The sequence below is a fragment of the Caulobacter sp. GW821-FHT11E10 genome (assembly GCF_058808375.1).
Map to the genome: position 1 here is coordinate 104,987 of NZ_JBXARP010000008.1, position 15,474 is coordinate 120,460.

General features: G+C 69.2%; 16 protein-coding genes and 4 pseudogenes. 10 read left to right on the plus strand and 10 right to left on the minus strand.

The annotated features are described in order from the left end of the window. Position 1: 1 nt before the first annotated feature. Together AC1RRV_RS17660 and AC1RRV_RS17665 are read right to left on the minus strand one after the other, a co-directional pair. A complete protein-coding gene (locus AC1RRV_RS17660; protein ID WP_492860954.1) occupies positions 2-1,249 on the minus strand; it encodes a DNA-packaging protein in 1,248 nt (415 codons plus the stop codon). Then, positions 1,137-1,586: a hypothetical protein gene (locus AC1RRV_RS17665; protein ID WP_492860955.1), complete on the minus strand. Its 450-nt coding sequence runs from the start codon at positions 1,584-1,586 to the stop codon at positions 1,137-1,139. The genes AC1RRV_RS17660 and AC1RRV_RS17665 overlap by 113 nt, the downstream gene beginning before the upstream one ends. A 189-nt stretch (positions 1,587-1,775) precedes the next feature. Here AC1RRV_RS17665 and AC1RRV_RS17670 point away from each other — a divergent pair, with 189 nt between their 5' ends. Next, the gene (locus tag AC1RRV_RS17670) at positions 1,776-2,534 is read left to right on the plus strand and encodes an SDR family NAD(P)-dependent oxidoreductase (protein WP_492860956.1); all 759 of its coding nucleotides are present in this window, start codon (positions 1,776-1,778) and stop codon (positions 2,532-2,534) included. 142 nt (positions 2,535-2,676) lie between these two features. Here AC1RRV_RS17670 and AC1RRV_RS17675 read toward each other — a convergent pair whose 3' ends face one another. Beyond that, positions 2,677-3,564 carry an oxygenase MpaB family protein gene (locus AC1RRV_RS17675; protein WP_492860957.1) on the minus strand — a complete coding sequence of 296 codons (888 nt, stop codon included), beginning with the start codon at positions 3,562-3,564 and terminating at the stop codon, positions 2,677-2,679. A 115-nt stretch (positions 3,565-3,679) separates the two neighbouring features. Between AC1RRV_RS17675 and AC1RRV_RS17680 the strand changes: the two genes are divergently transcribed. Beyond that, positions 3,680-5,272, plus strand: a complete 1,593-nt coding sequence (locus AC1RRV_RS17680; protein WP_492860958.1) for an aldehyde dehydrogenase (NADP(+)) — start codon at positions 3,680-3,682, stop codon at positions 5,270-5,272. A 16-nt stretch (positions 5,273-5,288) separates the two neighbouring features. Here the strand turns inward: AC1RRV_RS17680 and AC1RRV_RS17685 are convergent. Beyond that, positions 5,289-5,397, minus strand: a pseudogene (locus AC1RRV_RS17685) (NlpC/P60 family protein); the annotation flags it as partial. A gap of 75 nt (positions 5,398-5,472) precedes the next feature. Here AC1RRV_RS17685 and AC1RRV_RS17690 point away from each other — a divergent pair. Together AC1RRV_RS17690 and AC1RRV_RS17695 are read left to right on the plus strand one after the other, a co-directional pair. Continuing rightward, entirely contained in the window at positions 5,473-5,808 is a 336-nt protein-coding gene (locus AC1RRV_RS17690; protein WP_492860959.1) for an ArsR/SmtB family transcription factor, read from the plus strand. Then, on the plus strand, positions 5,809-6,276 hold the full coding sequence (locus AC1RRV_RS17695; protein ID WP_492860960.1) for an SRPBCC domain-containing protein: 468 nt from the start codon (positions 5,809-5,811) through the stop codon (positions 6,274-6,276). It begins immediately after the preceding gene. A gap of 142 nt (positions 6,277-6,418) precedes the next feature. Here the strand turns inward: AC1RRV_RS17695 and AC1RRV_RS17700 are convergent, their stop codons facing one another. Together AC1RRV_RS17700 and AC1RRV_RS17705 are read right to left on the minus strand one after the other, a co-directional pair. Further along, positions 6,419-6,835, minus strand: coding sequence for a c-type cytochrome (locus tag AC1RRV_RS17700; RefSeq protein WP_492860961.1), 417 nt, complete (start codon positions 6,833-6,835; stop codon positions 6,419-6,421). A gap of 3 nt (positions 6,836-6,838) precedes the next feature. Further along, positions 6,839-8,434 carry a flavin monoamine oxidase family protein gene (locus tag AC1RRV_RS17705; protein WP_492860962.1) on the minus strand — a complete coding sequence of 532 codons (1,596 nt, stop codon included), beginning with the start codon at positions 8,432-8,434 and terminating at the stop codon, positions 6,839-6,841. Between the two features lie 167 nt (positions 8,435-8,601). On the opposite strand from AC1RRV_RS17705, the pseudogene AC1RRV_RS17710 reads away from it, so the two are divergent. Continuing rightward, positions 8,602-8,761, plus strand: a pseudogene (locus AC1RRV_RS17710) (hypothetical protein). Here AC1RRV_RS17710 and AC1RRV_RS17715 read toward each other — a convergent pair. Next, on the minus strand, positions 8,758-10,383 hold the full coding sequence (locus tag AC1RRV_RS17715; RefSeq protein WP_492860963.1) for a sensor histidine kinase: 1,626 nt from the start codon (positions 10,381-10,383) through the stop codon (positions 8,758-8,760). The pseudogene AC1RRV_RS17710 and the gene AC1RRV_RS17715 sit on opposite strands and share 4 nt — an antisense overlap. A gap of 111 nt (positions 10,384-10,494) precedes the next feature. After that, the gene (gene rutR, locus AC1RRV_RS17720; protein ID WP_492860964.1) at positions 10,495-11,253 is read right to left on the minus strand and encodes an HTH-type transcriptional regulator RutR; all 759 of its coding nucleotides are present in this window, start codon (positions 11,251-11,253) and stop codon (positions 10,495-10,497) included. Between the two features lie 109 nt (positions 11,254-11,362). Between rutR and rutB the strand changes: the two genes are divergently transcribed. From rutB to rutA, 4 genes are all read left to right on the plus strand, one after another. Continuing rightward, positions 11,363-12,079: a pyrimidine utilization protein B gene (rutB, locus tag AC1RRV_RS17725; RefSeq protein WP_492860965.1), complete on the plus strand. Its 717-nt coding sequence runs from the start codon at positions 11,363-11,365 to the stop codon at positions 12,077-12,079. A 140-nt stretch (positions 12,080-12,219) separates the two neighbouring features. Then, the gene (rutC, locus tag AC1RRV_RS17730) at positions 12,220-12,609 is read left to right on the plus strand and encodes a pyrimidine utilization protein C (protein WP_492860966.1); all 390 of its coding nucleotides are present in this window, start codon (positions 12,220-12,222) and stop codon (positions 12,607-12,609) included. Continuing rightward, the gene (rutD, locus tag AC1RRV_RS17735; protein ID WP_492860967.1) at positions 12,610-13,416 is read left to right on the plus strand and encodes a pyrimidine utilization protein D; all 807 of its coding nucleotides are present in this window, start codon (positions 12,610-12,612) and stop codon (positions 13,414-13,416) included. It begins immediately after the preceding gene. Between the two features lie 158 nt (positions 13,417-13,574). Further along, on the plus strand, positions 13,575-14,636 hold the full coding sequence (rutA, locus tag AC1RRV_RS17740; RefSeq protein ID WP_492860968.1) for a pyrimidine utilization protein A: 1,062 nt from the start codon (positions 13,575-13,577) through the stop codon (positions 14,634-14,636). Here rutA and AC1RRV_RS17745 read toward each other — a convergent pair. Both AC1RRV_RS17745 and bamJ read right to left on the minus strand, forming a co-directional pair. After that, positions 14,635-14,768, minus strand: a pseudogene (locus AC1RRV_RS17745) (NlpC/P60 family protein); the annotation flags it as partial. The gene rutA and the pseudogene AC1RRV_RS17745 overlap by 2 nt on opposite strands. Further along, positions 14,764-15,285, minus strand: a complete 522-nt coding sequence (gene bamJ, locus AC1RRV_RS17750) for a BamJ family beta-barrel-assembly machinery protein (RefSeq protein ID WP_492860969.1) — start codon at positions 15,283-15,285, stop codon at positions 14,764-14,766. The gene bamJ and the pseudogene AC1RRV_RS17745, both read right to left, overlap by 5 nt. A 48-nt stretch (positions 15,286-15,333) precedes the next feature. Here bamJ and AC1RRV_RS17755 point away from each other — a divergent pair. After that, positions 15,334-15,449: pseudogene (locus AC1RRV_RS17755) on the plus strand (hypothetical protein); the annotation flags it as partial. Positions 15,450-15,474 lie beyond the last annotated feature (25 nt).

Below are 15,474 nucleotides of genomic sequence, written 5' to 3' on the forward strand. Positions count from 1 at the left end.
CTCACAACGCCCTCAGCCTCGGCCTCCGCGCCGCTCCCAGCATCAGCTCGCTCACCGCCCAGACCAGGGCGTCCGCGCGGTCGGGGCTGTGTTCCAGGTCGCCGGAGCCCAGGGCCATCAGCTCCTCCTCCAGCATCGGAAAGGCGCCGCAGTGAACCACCCGGCCCTGCTCGTACAGGGCCGCCACCGGCTCGGCGCGGGCGCGTTTGCCGATGCTGGCGCGGACCAGTTTGATCCGGCACGGCGGGTCGGCCTGGGCCAGGACCGAGCGGACCATGTCGCCGCCCTGGTTGGCCTCGGCCACGAGGGCGTCGGCGGCCCAGGTCCTCGCGGCCGCCACGGCCTTCTTGGCCCAGCCGGCCGGCGACAGGCCTCGGGCGGTCTCGTCGGCCAGAACGAAGGCGCGGTCGTCGCGGCGGCCCACGACCACGATCCCGCAGGCGTCGCCGGTCGCGGTGGCGGGCGGGTCGACGGCCACGACCACGCGGTCGAAGCGCGCCGGCCGCGCGGCCCGGCACCGCGCCAGGTCCTCGGCCCGGAACAGGCCGCCGTCGGTCTCGACGATGATCCCGTCCAGCTCCTGGGCGGCCAGGCGCGTGCCGCCATAGAGGCTCTCCAAGGTCCGCAGGAACGCGGGCGCCAGGTTGCCGGCATTGGCGCTGGTGCCGGCGCGGGTCAGCTCGACGCCGGGTTCGGCGATCAAGGCCTTGAGCGCCCGGATCGGGCGCGGCGTGGATGTCACGACCAGGCGCGGGTCCTGCCCCAGCCGCAGGCCGAAGCGCAGCATGGCCAGGGTCTCGGCGGGCTTGGGCCAGGCGCAGAACTCGTCGGCCCAGGCGGCGTGGAACTGGGGCCCGCGCAGGCTGTCGGGGTCCTCGGCCGAGAAGGCGTAGGCCACCGCGCCATTGGGCCAGACCAGCCGCCGGCGCGAGGCTTCCCAGCGGGGGCGCGCGTCGGGCGGCGAGAGCGCTCGAAGACCGGACGGGCCTTCGATCATCACTTCACGCACGTCGTGGAAGGTCGGGCCGATCAAGGCCAACCGCCCGCCCGTCTCGGCCTGCTCGATCATCCAGGCCGCGCCCGCGAAGGTCTTGCCGGCGCCGCGTCCGCCGAGGAACAGCCAGGTCGACCAGGCCTCAGCCGGCGGGACCTGGTGGTCTTCCCTCGGCCGCAGCGTCGTCAGGCACCGTTCGACCAGACTGGGCGAGCTCCCGTTCAGCCAAGTGCTTAAATTCTCGGGATCCAGCAAACTTCGCCAGTCGCTCGCGCACCCTGGCGTGAAGCTCGGCGATACTTTCGGGGGTCCATCGAGAGTCATCGTCATTCATCGCGGTCTCCTGATCGTCCGGGACGGCTTGGGTGCGTTGAAGGCCACCGATGGCCTTGGCGACGCGCCGGCCGTTTCCACGGAAAAGCTTCACGGCCCGACCGGCCTTGGCGGCCTCGGCGGCCGCCTTCAGGCGGGCCTCGGCCGACTTGCCTTCAGCCTCCTCGAGCGCCTCGGACGCGGCCTTCGCGTAGACACGCGCCACCAGGTCCTCGACTTCGCTCAGCAGGACTTCGATGTCTTCGCTTCTTCCGGCCATGACACAAAGATACGGGACAAGCGGGCGCGGATGATCCGGGGCCGCATAAAAGTGACAAGCCGTTGATCCGGCGGCCTTTCGCCTCGGCAATTCAGAGCATCCAGCCGCGCCAATCCCCGTGCTTGACGCCAGGGGCGGCTCGACAGGCCCGCCCGGCCTCGCCACCCTGGCGAAAAAGGGGAGCAAGCCATGACCGACCAGAGCCTTTCGGGACGGACCGTGCTGATCACCGGGGCCTCGTCCGGCATAGGGGCGCATCTGGCGCGCCAGGCCGCCGCCGCTGGGGCGAGGGTCGCCCTGGCCGCTCGCCGGGCCGACCGGCTGGAGAGCCTGGTCGCCGAACTGGGTCCCAACGCGGCCGCCTTCGCCATGGACGTCGAGGACGAGGCCTCGATCATCGCCGCCTATGACGCCATCGAGGCCAAGCTGGGCGCGCCCGACGCGGTGATCGCCAACGCCGGCATCAGCATCCAGGGCATGGCCTTGGACATCGCCGCCGAGGACTTCGACAAGGTCATGGGGGTCAACACCCGCGGCGTCTTCCTGACCGCCCGCGAGGGCGCGCGGCGGATGATCAAGGCCGGCTCGGAGCAGACGGGCAGAGGCCGGGTGCTGCTGGTGGCCTCGATCGGGGCGCACAAGGTGCTGCCGGGCCTGACCGCCTACTGCACGTCCAAGGCCGCCACGGCCATGCTGGGCAAGGCCCTGGCCCGCGAGTGGATCCGCAAGGGGATCAACGTCAACGTCCTCTGCCCCGGCTACATCAAGACCGAGCTGAACAGCGACTGGTTCGACAGCGAAGGCGGGCAGAAGCTGGTGGCGGGCTTCCCCAGGCGCCGGCTGATGGCCGAGGACGACCTGACGGCGACGGCGCTGTACCTGTGCTCCGACGCGGCGCGGGCGGTGACGGGCAGCGTGTTCACGGTAGACGACGGGCAGTCGCTGTAGGGGGGCGCTGACAGACAAATCCTCACCCTAGCGGGGGAGGTGGCGGCTCGAAGAGACGACGGAGGGGGAAGAGGCAGGATCAGCAAGCACTTCCCCCTCCGGCGCTGCGCGCCACCTCCCCCGCTGGGGGGAGGATTTGACCTCACCGCCGATAAAGCCACCCGCCCGGCAACCCCATCCGCTCGCAGGCCTCCCAGGGCGGCGCGCCGGGGATGGCCGTCCGGTCGGCGAGCCTGGCCGCCGCGCGGATCACCGGCAGTTCGAACGGTCTCGGCGACCACTCCCGCCCAAGCCCCAGCACCGCCCTCACCTCACCCGGGACCAGCTCCACCGCCGCCCGGATCAGCGGATGCTGCAGGCGGCTGAGCGGCCCCGCGATCCGCACCGCCCGCATCAGGGCCAGGAACTCCAGCACGATCTCGGAGCGCTCCAGCTTGGGCAGCATGGTCGCCAGCTGGGTCCGCCATTCGGCCTCTGAGGTCGGCGCGCCCAAGGCGCCGTAGAGCCGCGCGGCGGGCGCCGCCTCGCCATAGAACTGGTCCCGCTGGGCCTGGGACAGCGGCTCGACCAGGGCGTGATAGGCCTCCAGGAAGCCGAAGCTGGCCGTGGCCTGCACCCAGTCCAGGAGCTCGACCTCGTCGGCGCGATAGGCCATGCCGTCCGGGGTCACGCCGCTGATCCGCGCGTGCTGGCGCCCCACCCCGGCGATCATCGCCTCGGCCGTCGAGCGGGCGCCATAGACCGTGACCATGGCCGCCAGCCCGGTGCGCTTCAGCCGGCCCAGCGGGTCGGTCTTGAAGCTGGAATGGTCCCAGACGCCTGAGCGCACGCGCGGCTCGGCCAGCTCCAGCAACACCGCCGTCACCCCGCCGACGAACAGGGCCACCGGGTTCTTGAACACTCGCCACGACACCGAATCCGGCGCCGCCAGCGCCGGCTCGCCGAGCGGCCGGGTGAAATCGACGCGGGGGCCGTCGGCGGGGCTGGTCAGGTCTCGAACCAGGCGGGTGAGCGCCGAGCGGGCGTTCATGCGGCATCCCTTCGCGGCGCCATTGGGCGGCGTCGAAAATACAATAGATCAATCCGCCAATCGTATTGGACTTGTCACCGTCCGGCGCCCATCTAAGCCGACCTTTTGAACCAACTTGCGGACGACCAAAGTGCATCTGACGGGCGAGCTTCTGATCGGCGGCGAAAGCCGCCTGGGGACCAACGGCGAGATCAAGGGGGTGAACCCCGCGACCGGCGAGACCCTGGAGCCCGCGTTCGGCGGCGCGACCAAGGCGGATGTCGACCAGGCCGCTGCTCTGGCCGCCGAGGCGTTCGGCCCCTACCGGTCCCTGCCCTATGAGACCCGCGCCACCTTCCTTGAAGCCATTGCCGAGCACATCGAGGCGATCGGCGATGACCTGATCGTCCGGGTGATGGCCGAGACCGGCCTGCCCCGCGCGCGCCTCGAAGGCGAGCGGGGCCGCACCACCGGCCAGCTGCGCCTGTTCGCCAGCGTGCTGCGCGACGGCGGCTTCCTGGAGGCCCGCATCGACCCGGCCCTGCCGGAGCGCAAGCCGCTGCCGCGTCCGGACCTGCGCCTGCGCAACGTGCCGCTGGGCCCGGTGGCGGTGTTCGGGGCGAGCAACTTCCCCCTGGCCTTCTCGGTGGCCGGCGGCGACACCGCCAGCGCCCTGGCGGCCGGCTGCCCGGTCATCGTCAAGGCGCACCCGGCGCACCCTGGCACGTCAGAGCTGGTCGGCCGCGCCATCCAGGCCGCAGTGGCCTCGGTCGGCCTGCATCCGGGCGTGTTCTCGATGATCCACGACAGCGGCTACGAGGTCAGCCAGGCCCTGGTCGCCGATCCGCGCGTCAAGGCCGCCGGCTTCACCGGTTCGCGCCGTGGCGGCCTGGCCCTGGCCGCGATCGCCCAGGGCCGTCCCGAGCCGATCCCGTTCTACGCCGAGATGAGCAGCATCAACCCGGTGATCCTGCTGCCTTCTGCTCTTAAGCAAAGAGGCGCCCAGATCGCCCCGGACTTCGTGGCCGCCTTGACCCTGGGCGCGGGCCAGTTCTGCACCAATCCGGGCCTGATCCTGGCCATCGAGGGCCCCGAGCTGGACGCCTTCGTCGAAGCCGCCGGCAAGGCGGTCGAGGCCGCTCCAGCCGCCGTCATGCTGACGCCGGGCATCTGCAAGGCCTTCGCCCACGGCGTCGCGGCTCTGTCGGAGGACAAGGCGGTGACCACCGTCGCGCGCGGCCTTGAAGGCCAGGGCCACACCGGCCGCGCGGCCCTGTTCAGCGTCGCGGCCCAGGACTTCCTGGCCAATCCGCACCTGCACGAGGAGGTCTTCGGGGCTGCCTCAGTGGTGGTGCGCTGCGCCGACCAGGCCGAGCTGTCCAAGGTCATCGACGCCCTGGAAGGCCAGCTGACCATCGCCCTCCACCTGGAAGAGGCCGACCACGCTATCGCCGCCGACCTGCTGCCGGCGCTCGAGTTGAAGGCCGGCCGCATCCTGGTCAACGGCTTCGGCACCGGCGTGGAAGTGGCCCACGCCATGGTCCACGGCGGCCCCTTCCCGGCCACGAGCGACGCCAAGGCGACCTCGGTCGGGACCCTGGCCATCGCGCGGTTCCTGCGGCCAGTGAGCTACCAGAACCTGCCCGAGGCGCTGCTGCCGGCCGAGCTGCGCGGGGAGAATCCGCTGGGCATCGCGCGGCGGGTCGATGGGAAGGTGAAGCTGGCTTAGGGGGCACACCCCAAAAATCCTCCCCCTCGCGGGGGAGGTGTCGGACCGAAGGGACGACGGAGGGGGAAGAGGCCGGGGCCAGGACAACTTCCCCCTCCGGTCGCTTCGCGACCACCTCCCCCGCTAGGGGGAGGATCTCCTTTCGCCCAGACACTTAAGCAACTACTTGACCATCCCCTCGCCTCGCGATACTTAACCCCATGCCTAACCAACAGCCGACGCTCGACCTCATGTTCCAGGCCCTCGCGGATCCCGCGCGGCGGAGCATGGTCGAGCGGCTCTCCCGGGGTCCCGCCTCGGTGAGCGAACTGGCCCGGCCGCTCGCCATGTCGCTGCCGGCGGTCATGCAGCACCTGGCCATGCTGGAGGCCGGCGGGATCGTGACGTCGGAGAAGGTCGGCCGGGTGCGCACCTGCCAGATCCGTCCCGAAGCCCTGAGCCTCGCCGAACAATGGATCAACCAGAGGCGCACCCAGTGGGAGCGACGCCTCGACCGGCTGGGCGATTTTCTGGCCGCCGAAGATGAGGACACCTGAATGACCGCCCAGACCGAGCGCAACGCCATCCACGCCACCTTCTGCGTCGAGCGGGTCTATGCCGCCTCGCCCGCCCGGGCGTTCGCCGCCTTCGCCGACCCCGAGAAGAAGAAGCAGTGGTTCAAGGGGCCCGAGGAGTGGGGTCCGCCGGACCAGAAGTTCGACTTCCGGGTCGGCGGCGAGGAGCACAGCATCGGCGGCCCGATCGGCGATCCGCCGCACCGGTTCTACAACCGCTACCTCGAGATCGTGACCAACGAGCGGATCGTCTACACCTACTGGATGCACCACGGGCAGCCGCTGGCCTCGGCCTCGGTGGCGACGATCGAGTTCCGGCCCGAGGGCGGCAAGACCCGCGTGGTGATCACCGAGGTCGGGGTGTTCCTGGACGGCTACTACTCCGCCGAAGGGCGCGAGGAGGGCATCCGCCTGCAGCTAGAGGCGATCGCGCCGGTGATCGAGGGGTGACCGCTGAAATCCTCCCCCTAGCGGGGGAGGTGTCGGCGCGCAGCGGCGACGGAGGGGGAAGAGACCGGGCCAGGACAACGTCCCCCTCCGGTCGCTTCGCGACCACCTCCCCCCCTAGGGGGAGGATCTGACCCCCCCCCCGCTAGTGACTCCGCTCCGCCGGCGGCCGCGCCAGCTTCGCCACGTCCGCTTCCGTCACCGGCTTCGCGTAGGCGTTGCCGAAGTGGGTGCGGACATAGGTGATGGCCTCGGCCATCTGGGCGTTGCTCAAGGTTCCGACGAAGCCCGGCATAGCGCCCTTGCCGGCGGTCACCACCATGATCGGATAGGCCGCGCCGGCCAGTTTCGGATTGGCCGCCAGGGCCGGAATGGTCCCCGCCCCCGCCGCGCCCTTGGCGTCGGCCATGTGGCAGGCCTGGCAGACCGCGCCGTAGACCTGTTCGCCGGTCACCGGTTTCGGCGCGCGGACGATGCCGCCGCCGGTGTCGCCGCTGGCGGGGGTCTGGGCCATGGCCGGGAAGGCGATCAGAGCCGCCGTCAAGAGAACGATCTTCTTCATGACCTAGGCCTCCAGCGCGCGCTTGTGCAGACGGGTGATGGCGTCGATGGACGAGAGCAGCGCCCCCTCCATCCAGCAGCCGACATAGCTGGCGTGCTCGCCGGCCAGGACGATGCGGCGGTCCATGGCCACCAGGGTCTGGTAGTGCTCCTTGCGCGTCTCCTCGTTCCAGCGCGCGCAGCAGCCTAGGGTCCACGGCACCCGGCTCCAGGCCACAGAGGCCCCGCTGGCGAACTCCTTGCGGTACGAGTTGGGATGCAGGACCGAGCCCTGGGCCAGGGCGACCTCGATCCGCTGCTCGGGGGTCATGCCGGCCAGGCGATAGGCCCCCATCTCGCGGGCGAAAGCCCCCAGCAGCACCGCCGGCCCGTCCTTGAACATGTTGTTGTTCGGATAGGAGATCAGGGCGATCTCCTGGTCGGTGAAGCTATGTCCGCCATAGATGAAGTCGTCCTCCTCCCAGAAGCGGCGCTTCATCTCCAGGCCGATCTTGACCTGGCCGGAGTATGGGACGGCCTTGATGGCGGCCATCATCTCGTCGGTCACCTGCAGGTCCATCTGGCCCAGGATGCCCAGCGGGATCGTACAGACGCACCAGTCGCCCTTCACGTCGCTGACCTTGCCCGTGGCGGCGTCGGCATAGGTCACCACCACGCCCTTGTCGTCCTGGGCGATCTTGCTGACCTTGGCGCCATAGGTGATCAGGCTCTCGACCTGCTTGGCGAAGGCCTTGCCGATCATGTCCATGCCGCCCACGGGCTGGAACATGGTGGTCTGCATCTCCGAGCCCATGAAGAAGGCCATCGAGGTCCAGACCTGCGGGTCCAGCACATCATGCAGGCTGTAGAGGTCCTTGGACGGGATCGGCGCGCCGTTCACGCCGCCGCCGCCCGGCCGCTCGAAGCCCCTGTGCGAGGAGGCCCGCAAGGACGCCGAGTAGCGGTAGTCCTTGTCCAGCATGCCCCAGCCCTTCAGGGCCTCCAGCAGCTTGTCGCGGTCCTCGGCGGTGACGGTGTCGTCCAGGGCCTTGGCGTTGACCGACTTGGCCAGCAGCTCGGCGATATTGCCCTCGAAGTCGGCGGCGGCGGCGTTGAAGCGCACCGGCTTGCCGCCGAAGGCCTGGGACGAGTGGACCCAGCCGCTGTGATTGAACTGGATGAACGGCTCCAGGGCCACGCCGAACTGCTTGCAGTAGTGCAGCAGGGTCCGGTGGTGGTGCGGGATCCGCCAGGGGCCGGGATTCAGGTAGTTGCCTTGTGAGAACCCGACCTTCTGGGTCGCGCCGCCCAGCTCGGTATAACTATCTCCCCCACGAAGCGACCAGTTGCGGCCGCCGGCGCGGTTCTGGAATTCCAGGATCTTGACCTTGTAGCCGGCCTTGGTCAGCTCGAAGGCGGCCAGCATGCCGGCCAGGCCCGCGCCCAGCACGATCACCGTGGCGCCGGGCCGCGCTCCCTGCAGGTTTGGCGGGCCGTGGAACTGGGTCTCGGCCGCATGGCCCAGACTGGTCATCGCCTGATACAGCGCCGCCGTCCCGCCGACCTTGGCGATGGCCGAAAGCAGCTGACGCCGGGTCGGCGCCCTCACACCGGATTCCATGAAAGCTATCCCCTACCGAACCGCCCCGGCTCGCGAGCGAGTCCGGCGGTGTGGCGCTAGGGGTTCACGGCGAAGCCGGTGGCGGCGAGCGCTTATGCTGCGGCGCAGCGCAGGTCGCGGCGGAGGCTCTGAATTATCGGCGCCCTGAGGATCGAGATGCGCGGGAAGTGGGCAGAGCCTCAAATCCCATCAAATCAGTTCGTCATCCCGGCCGCAGCGAAGCGGAGAGCCGGGACCCAGGGGCGACCGCAGTGCGCCGGCCCCTGGGTCCCGGATCGGCCTTCGGCCGTCCGGGATGACGAGGAATTTGAGGGAGAGCGCCCCTAGCGCACCACGCGCAGCGCCGGCTTGTCCGCCACCGCCTGGGTCAGGGGGATGGTGAAGTGGAAGCTCGAGCCCAGGCCGGGGCTGGAATGGACCCCGATGGTGCCGCCCATCAGCTCGACCAGCTCGCGGCAGATCGACAGGCCCAAGCCGGCGCCGTCGTGGGCGCGGGTCAGGGAGGTGTCGACCTGGGAGAAGGTCTTGAACAGCTCGGGCACGTGCTCGGCGGCGACGCCGATGCCGGAGTCCTCGACCTCGAACCGCAAGCCCTTGCCCGCCGGGCGGACGCGGACGGTGACGCCGCCCTCGTCGGTGAACTTGACGGCGTTGGCCACCAGATTGCCCAGCACCTGGCGCAGGCGCATCGGGTCGCCCGTCCAGCGGCCGCGCAGGTCGGGCGCGATGTCGACGATCAGGTCCAGGTCCTTGGCCGCCGCCGCGCCGGAGAAGGCCGCGCAGTTGGCCTCGACCAGGGCGGCGAGGTCGAAGATCTCAGCCCGCAGGCGCACCGCGCCGCTTTCCAGTCGGGCGATGTCGAGGATGCCGTTCAGCAGGGTCAGCAGCGAGCGGCCCGACTCCTCCAGGATGCGCAGGCGCCTGGCCTGGGGCTCGGACAGGGTGTCGACCGCCATCACCTGGGCCATGCCCAGCACGCCGTTCAGCGGGGTGCGGATCTCGTGGCTCATATTGGCCAGGAAGCGGGTCTTGGCGGCGTTGGCGGCCTCGGCCTCTTCCTTGGCGGCCATCAGGGCGATGCGGCCGGTCTCCAGCTTGCGCAGGGCCTCGACGACCCGCTGCATCAGCACCGCGCCGGCGCCGGCCAGGACGAGAAAGCCGACCAGCAGCCAAGGGGCGACGCCCTTCAGCAGGTTCAGGCCGGGGTTCTCCGCCCGCCAGGCCAGGGCGCCGAACGGTCGGCCCTTGATGTCGGTCAGCACGACGTTCGGCGGCTCGCCGCCCGGGCCGCTCAGCAAGGCCAGGTCCTTGAGCCCAAGGTCGCTGGAAAGCTCGTTGACGAAGGCGGCGTCCATGCGCCGGGCGCTGACGACGATGGTGGGCGGCCCGTCATAGGCGTCGGCGACGGCCTGGCTTTCCGGCGTCACCGCGGCCATGGCGATCAGATAGACCACGCCCTCGACCTTCATCAGGCCGGTGCGGGTCACCTCGCCCTTAGTGCTGAGCAGGCGAGCGTGACGGGCGTCGCGGGCGGCGGCGGACAGGTCGGCCACGATCGGCGACGCCTCGGTCGGCAAGCCGCCCAGCGCCTCCGTCGTCGTCCGTTTGCCGTCTCGCGAGGCATAGACCACCTGGCCCGACCGCATGACGAAGGTCAGGTCGTGCTTGAACTGGTCGTGGTAGTAGGTGGCGAAGTCGGTGTCGGCCCACTCCGCGTCGATCTTCCAGCCCATGGCCTTGTAGGCCGCGTCCCAAACCGTGGCCGAGGTCAGTTCGCGCTCGGTGCGCTCCAGGGTGCGGGTGATGGTGCGCTGGGTGATCGCGATCTCGTCGACCGCCTCCATGCGGTCCAGAGCGCGCGCGGCTTGGATCATCAGGGCCAGGCCGCCCAGGATCGAGACGACCACAAGCACCGCGGCCGCGCCGACGATCCCGTGGATCAGTCGCATCGGCCGCGCTTCGGGTCCCTCTGAGATCGGTTCCGGCCGCGTCATGTCTGAGCGATAGCTTCGGCTTGGATAGCGAAGCGTAAAACGCGGCTCTTGGCCGCAGGGCGTCGCCTAGCCGACCCTCGCCCTGACCCCGTCCAGCACCAGGGCCGTCACCGCCGCCCGGGTTTCGTCCATGAAAGCCTTGTCGGACAAGGACTTGCCGCTCAAGGCCCGCACCTGGACGGCGAAGTCGGCATAGTGCTGGGTCAGGGCCCAGACGGCGAAGATCAGGTGCGGCGGATCGACCGGTCGCAGCTTTCCGGCCGCCACCCATGCTCCGACCACGGCGCATTTGGCGTCGAACACCGCGCGCAGGGGGCCCGCCAGGACCGGCTTCAAGAGCGGCGCTCCGCGCAGCATCTCCAGGGCGAACAGGCGGGAGACCTCGGGATGGTCCCGGCTCATGGCCAGCTTGGCGTCGATCAGGGCGGCGATGGCGGCGGCCGGGTCCTCGTCGGCGGTGAAGCGGCTCAGCGGGGCCAGCCACAGCGACAGCCCCTGCTCCAGCACCGCCAGATAGAGGGCCTCCTTGGAGGGGTGGTAGTAGAGCAGGTTGGCCTTCGACACCCCCGCCGCCTGGGCGATGGCCTCGACGCTGGCGCCGTCCGGGCCGAGGCGGGCGAAGACGGTCAGGGCGGCCTTGAGGATCAGCGCCTTGCGGGCCTCGCCAGCCTGAGCCCGACGGCCCCGGGGCGGCTCGACCGCCACGGCGTCGCCCACGATCTGGGCGGCCTTGACCAGCTTGCGGGCGCCGGAGCCCGGCTTGGCGGCCGTGCGGGTCGCGGGCTTGCGCGTCGGCTTGACGGTCTTGGCGGAAGAGCCGGTCATCTCACCTCGAACCTGGACCATTTGGTCAAACATGGACCGAACGGTTCGGATTGCAACGTTACGCCGGATGGTATTCCATGCCTCTCGCAAATCACAAGGCGCCGTGACGATGAGTTCTCCGATCACCCCGCTCAGCCCCGACGCGGTCATGCTGCCGGCGCGGCCCGAGCCCCTGCCCGTGGATCCCAAGACCACGGCGGTGATCGTCATCGACATGCAGAACGCCTACGCCTCGCCGGGCGGCTATCTGGACCTGGCCGGCTTCGACATCACCGGCGCGGCCGCCTGCATCCAGCAGATCAAGGGCGTGCTGGAGGTGGCCCGCTCGGCCGGCATGACGGTGATCTATTTCCAGAACGGCTGGGACGACCAGTATGTCGAGGCCGGCGGCCCCGGCTCGCCCAACTGGTGGAAGTCCAACGCCCTGAAAACCATGCGCGCCAAGCCCGAGCTGCAGGGCAAGCTCCTGGCGCGCGGCCAGTGGGACTATGAGCTGGTCGATGAGCTCAAGCCCGAGCCCAGCGACATCCGCCTGCACAAGACGCGCTATTCCGGCTTCTTCAACAGCCAGCTGGACAGCGTGCTGCGGGCGCGCGGCATCCGCCACCTGATCTTCACCGGCATCGCCACCAATGTCTGCGTGGAGTCGACCCTGCGGGACGGCTTCATGCTGGAATATTTCGGGACCGTCCTCGAGGACGCCACCCACCAGGCGGGCCCCGAATTCGTCCAGAAGGCCGCCCTGTTCAACATCGAGACCTTCTTCGGCTGGGTCTCGACGACGGCGGACTTCAAGGGGGCGTTCGGGCAGCTGGCGCCGAGTTGAAAACACCCTGCGTCCTTCGAGGCGCGCTCAGGAGCGCGCACCTCAGGATGAGGAAGATAGAGCACTGAACCCCTCATCCTGAGGCGCCCGCGCAGCGGGCCTCGAAGGACGCAGGGCCTGACAAGCAAGGGAGTTGAACCATGCCCAAGACCGTCATCACCCCGCCCGGCACGGGCACGCCCATCGCGCCGTTCTCGCCGGGCACGCTCGCCGACGGGATCGTCTACGTCTCGGGCACCCTGGCCTTCGACAAGGACAACAACGTCGCCTTTCCCGACGACGCCGAGGCCCAGACCCGGCAGGTGCTGGAGACCATCAAGTCGGTGATCGAGACCGCCGGCGGGACGATGGAAGACATCACCATGAACCACATCTTCGTCACCGACTGGTCGCACTACGCGCCGATGAACAAGGTCTATGCCGAGTACTTCCCCGGCGACAAACCGGCCCGCTACTGCATCCAGTGCGGCCTGGTGAAGCCCGGCTTCGTGGTCGAGATCGCGTCCGTGGCGCACATCGGCAAGAAGTAGATGATTACCACCGGAACTACGGACGGGCTCTACTACGAACTGCACGATCGCGGTCCCGACGATACGCGGGAAGTCGTTCTGCTGTCGCCTGGCCTCGGCGGTTCCGGTCAGTTCTGGGCGCCGCAAATGCAGGCGCTGACCGAACGGTTCAGCGTCCTGCTCTACGACCATCGCGGCACCGGGCGCAGCGCGCGTACACTTCCCGACCCATACTCGGTGAGCGCCATGGCTGAAGACATGGTCAAGATCATGGACGGCATCGGCCTCGATGCGGCCCACGTCGTCGGCCACGCGGCCGGCGGTAATGCAGGATTGGCTCTGGCTCTCGAGTATCCTGACCGGCTGGACAAGCTGGTCGTCGTCAACGGCTGGTCGCGGCCCGATCCGCACATCCGCCGCTGCTTCGACACCCGCATCCACCTGCTGAACGACAGCGGGCCGCGGGCCTATGTCCACGCCCAGCCGATCTTCCTCTATCCGGCCGACTGGATCTCGCGGAACCACACCCGCCTGCAGGCCGAGGAGGCTCACCACGTGGCCGGCTTCCCGCCGCGCGAGGTGATGTTGGCCCGCATCCACGCCCTGCTGGCCTTCGACGTCGACGCGCGGCTGGAGGAGATCACCCACCGGGTGCTGATCAGCGCCAGCGCCGACGACATGCTGGTGCCCATGAGCTGCTCGCAGCGCCTGGCCGCCCGGCTGCCGAACGCGGACTTCCAGCAGGTCGCCTGGGGCGGCCATGGCTTCACCGTCACCGATCCCGAGACCTTCAACGAAGGCCTCGTGAAGTTTCTGGAGGGCGTTTGAAATCCTCCCCCCAGCGGGGGAGGTGGCGCGAAGCGCCGGAGGGGGAAGTTCTCCTGGCCCGGTTTCTTCCCCCTCCGTCGTCTCTTCGAGCCGACACCTCCCCCGCTGGGGGGAGGATTTCGTCGGCGTCCACCAATTCCTAGAAGGGCAATAATCCCATGCAGGTCGGCGTCTTCATCCCCATCGGCAACAACGGCTGGCTCATCTCCGAGAACTCGCCGCAGTACATGCCCAGCTTCGAGCTGAACAAGGAGATCACCCAGAAGGCCGAGAAGTACGGCTTCGACTTCGCGCTCTCGATGATCAAGCTGCGCGGGTTCGGCGGCAAGACCCAGTTCTGGGAGCACAATCTCGAGAGCTTCACCCTGATGTCGGGCCTGGCGGCCGTGACCTCGAAGATCAAGATCTTCGCCACCGTCGCCACCCTGACCATCCCGCCGGCCATCGTGGCCCGCATGGCCTCGACCATCGACTCGATCGCCCCCGGCCGCTTCGGCATCAACCTGGTGACCGGCTGGCAGAAGGCCGAGTACTCGCAGATGGGCCTGTGGCCGGGCGAGGAGCACTATACCGACCGCTACAACTACCTGGCCGAATATACGACCGTGCTGAAGGACCTGCTGGAGACCGGCGTCTCGGACTTCAAGGGCAAGTACTTCACCATGGACGACTGCCGGGTCAGCCCGCACCCGAAGGAGACCAAGCTGATCTGCGCCGGCTCGTCCGACGAGGGCCTGGCCTTCACGGCCCAGTATGCCGACTACAGCTTCGCGCTGGGCAAGGGCACCAACACCCCGACCGCCTTCGCCTCGGTCAACAAGCGGCTGGAAGCGGCCGCCGAGAAGACCGGCCGCGACGTGCAGTCGTTCATCCTGTTCATGATCATCGCCGACGAGACCGACGAGAAGGCCATGGCCAAGTGGCAGTCCTACCGCGAGGGCGCGGACCAGGAGGCCCTGGCCTGGCTGACCAACCAGGCGGCCCCGAACGCCAAGGCGGGCGCGACGACCAACACCGCCCAGCTGGCCGCGCCGGAATCGGCGGTGAACCTGAACATGGGCACCTTGGTGGGCAGCTATGAGAGCATCGCCCGGATGATGGACGAGATCGCCGCGGTGCCGGGAACGGCCGGCGTGCTCCTGACCTTCGACGACTTCGTGAAGGGGGTCGAGGACTTCGGCGAGAAGATCCAGCCGCTGATGAAGAGCCGGGCGAAGTAACAAAATCCTCCCCCTCGCGGGGGAGGTGTCGGCCCGCAGGGACGACGGAGGGGGAAGAGTCCGGGCCAGGACAATTTCCCCCTCCGGTCCTTCGGACCACCTCCCCCGCTGGGGGGAGGATTTGGGATCAATCCACCGCCAGCATGCCGATCAGCTGCAGGCGGAACACCAGCACGCTGTCCGGCGGGATCTCGCCCATGTCGCGCGAGCCGTAGGCCAGGTCGGCGGGGATGTAGAGCACCCACTCGTCGCCGACCTTCATCTTCGGCAGGGCTTCCAGCCAGCCCGGGATCAGGCCGTCGGCCGGCATGATCGCCGCCTTGCCGCGCGCGAAGCTCGAGTCGAACACCGTGCCGTCCAGCAGCTTGCCTTCGTAGTGGACCTTGATGATGTCGCCGAGCTTGGGCGAGGGGCCGGTCTTCGGGCCGCTGGTCACGACCTTGTACTGCAGGCCCGACGGCAGGGTGACGACGCCCGGAGCCTTGGCGTTCTTGTCCAGGAAGGCCTTACCGGCGACGGCGGCGGCCGACGGCCCGGCGTTCAGCTGCGGCGGGGCGGACGGCTGCACCTGGGCATGGGCGGCGCCGGCGGCGGCGAGAACGGCCGTGGCGGCCCAAGAAGTAAACAAGGAGCGAGCAAGAAGGCGCATGGAGGTCTTTCGGGACTCAAGAGGGTGTCAGTGAGCGACACCGTAGCGATCCTTGACCCGAACTTCGCGGCGAAATTTGGGGTAAAATCCTCCCCCCAGCGGGGGAGGTGGCGCGAAGCGCCGGAGGGGGAACGTGTCCTGGCCCGGACTCTTCCCCCTCCGTCGGCTGCGCCGCCACCTCCCCCACTA

Coding starts and splice junctions, on each gene's coding strand:
- rutR (WP_492860964.1), bottom strand. CDS start 11,253: ATGACCGGCTCTTCCGCCAAGACCGTCAAGCCGACGCGCAAGCCCGCG.
- AC1RRV_RS17700 (WP_492860961.1), bottom strand. CDS start 6,835: ATGAAGAAGATCGTTCTCTTGACGGCGGCTCTGATCGCCTTCCCGGCC.
- AC1RRV_RS17705 (WP_492860962.1), bottom strand. CDS start 8,434: ATGGAATCCGGTGTGAGGGCGCCGACCCGGCGTCAGCTGCTTTCGGCC.
- rutA (WP_492860968.1), top strand. CDS start 13,575: ATGCAGGTCGGCGTCTTCATCCCCATCGGCAACAACGGCTGGCTCATC.
- AC1RRV_RS17695 (WP_492860960.1), top strand. CDS start 5,809: ATGACCGCCCAGACCGAGCGCAACGCCATCCACGCCACCTTCTGCGTC.
- rutD (WP_492860967.1), top strand. CDS start 12,610: ATGATTACCACCGGAACTACGGACGGGCTCTACTACGAACTGCACGAT.
- rutC (WP_492860966.1), top strand. CDS start 12,220: ATGCCCAAGACCGTCATCACCCCGCCCGGCACGGGCACGCCCATCGCG.
- AC1RRV_RS17690 (WP_492860959.1), top strand. CDS start 5,473: ATGCCTAACCAACAGCCGACGCTCGACCTCATGTTCCAGGCCCTCGCG.
- AC1RRV_RS17715 (WP_492860963.1), bottom strand. CDS start 10,383: ATGCGACTGATCCACGGGATCGTCGGCGCGGCCGCGGTGCTTGTGGTC.
- AC1RRV_RS17670 (WP_492860956.1), top strand. CDS start 1,776: ATGACCGACCAGAGCCTTTCGGGACGGACCGTGCTGATCACCGGGGCC.
- AC1RRV_RS17675 (WP_492860957.1), bottom strand. CDS start 3,564: ATGAACGCCCGCTCGGCGCTCACCCGCCTGGTTCGAGACCTGACCAGC.
- rutB (WP_492860965.1), top strand. CDS start 11,363: ATGAGTTCTCCGATCACCCCGCTCAGCCCCGACGCGGTCATGCTGCCG.
- AC1RRV_RS17665 (WP_492860955.1), bottom strand. CDS start 1,586: ATGGCCGGAAGAAGCGAAGACATCGAAGTCCTGCTGAGCGAAGTCGAG.
- bamJ (WP_492860969.1), bottom strand. CDS start 15,285: ATGCGCCTTCTTGCTCGCTCCTTGTTTACTTCTTGGGCCGCCACGGCC.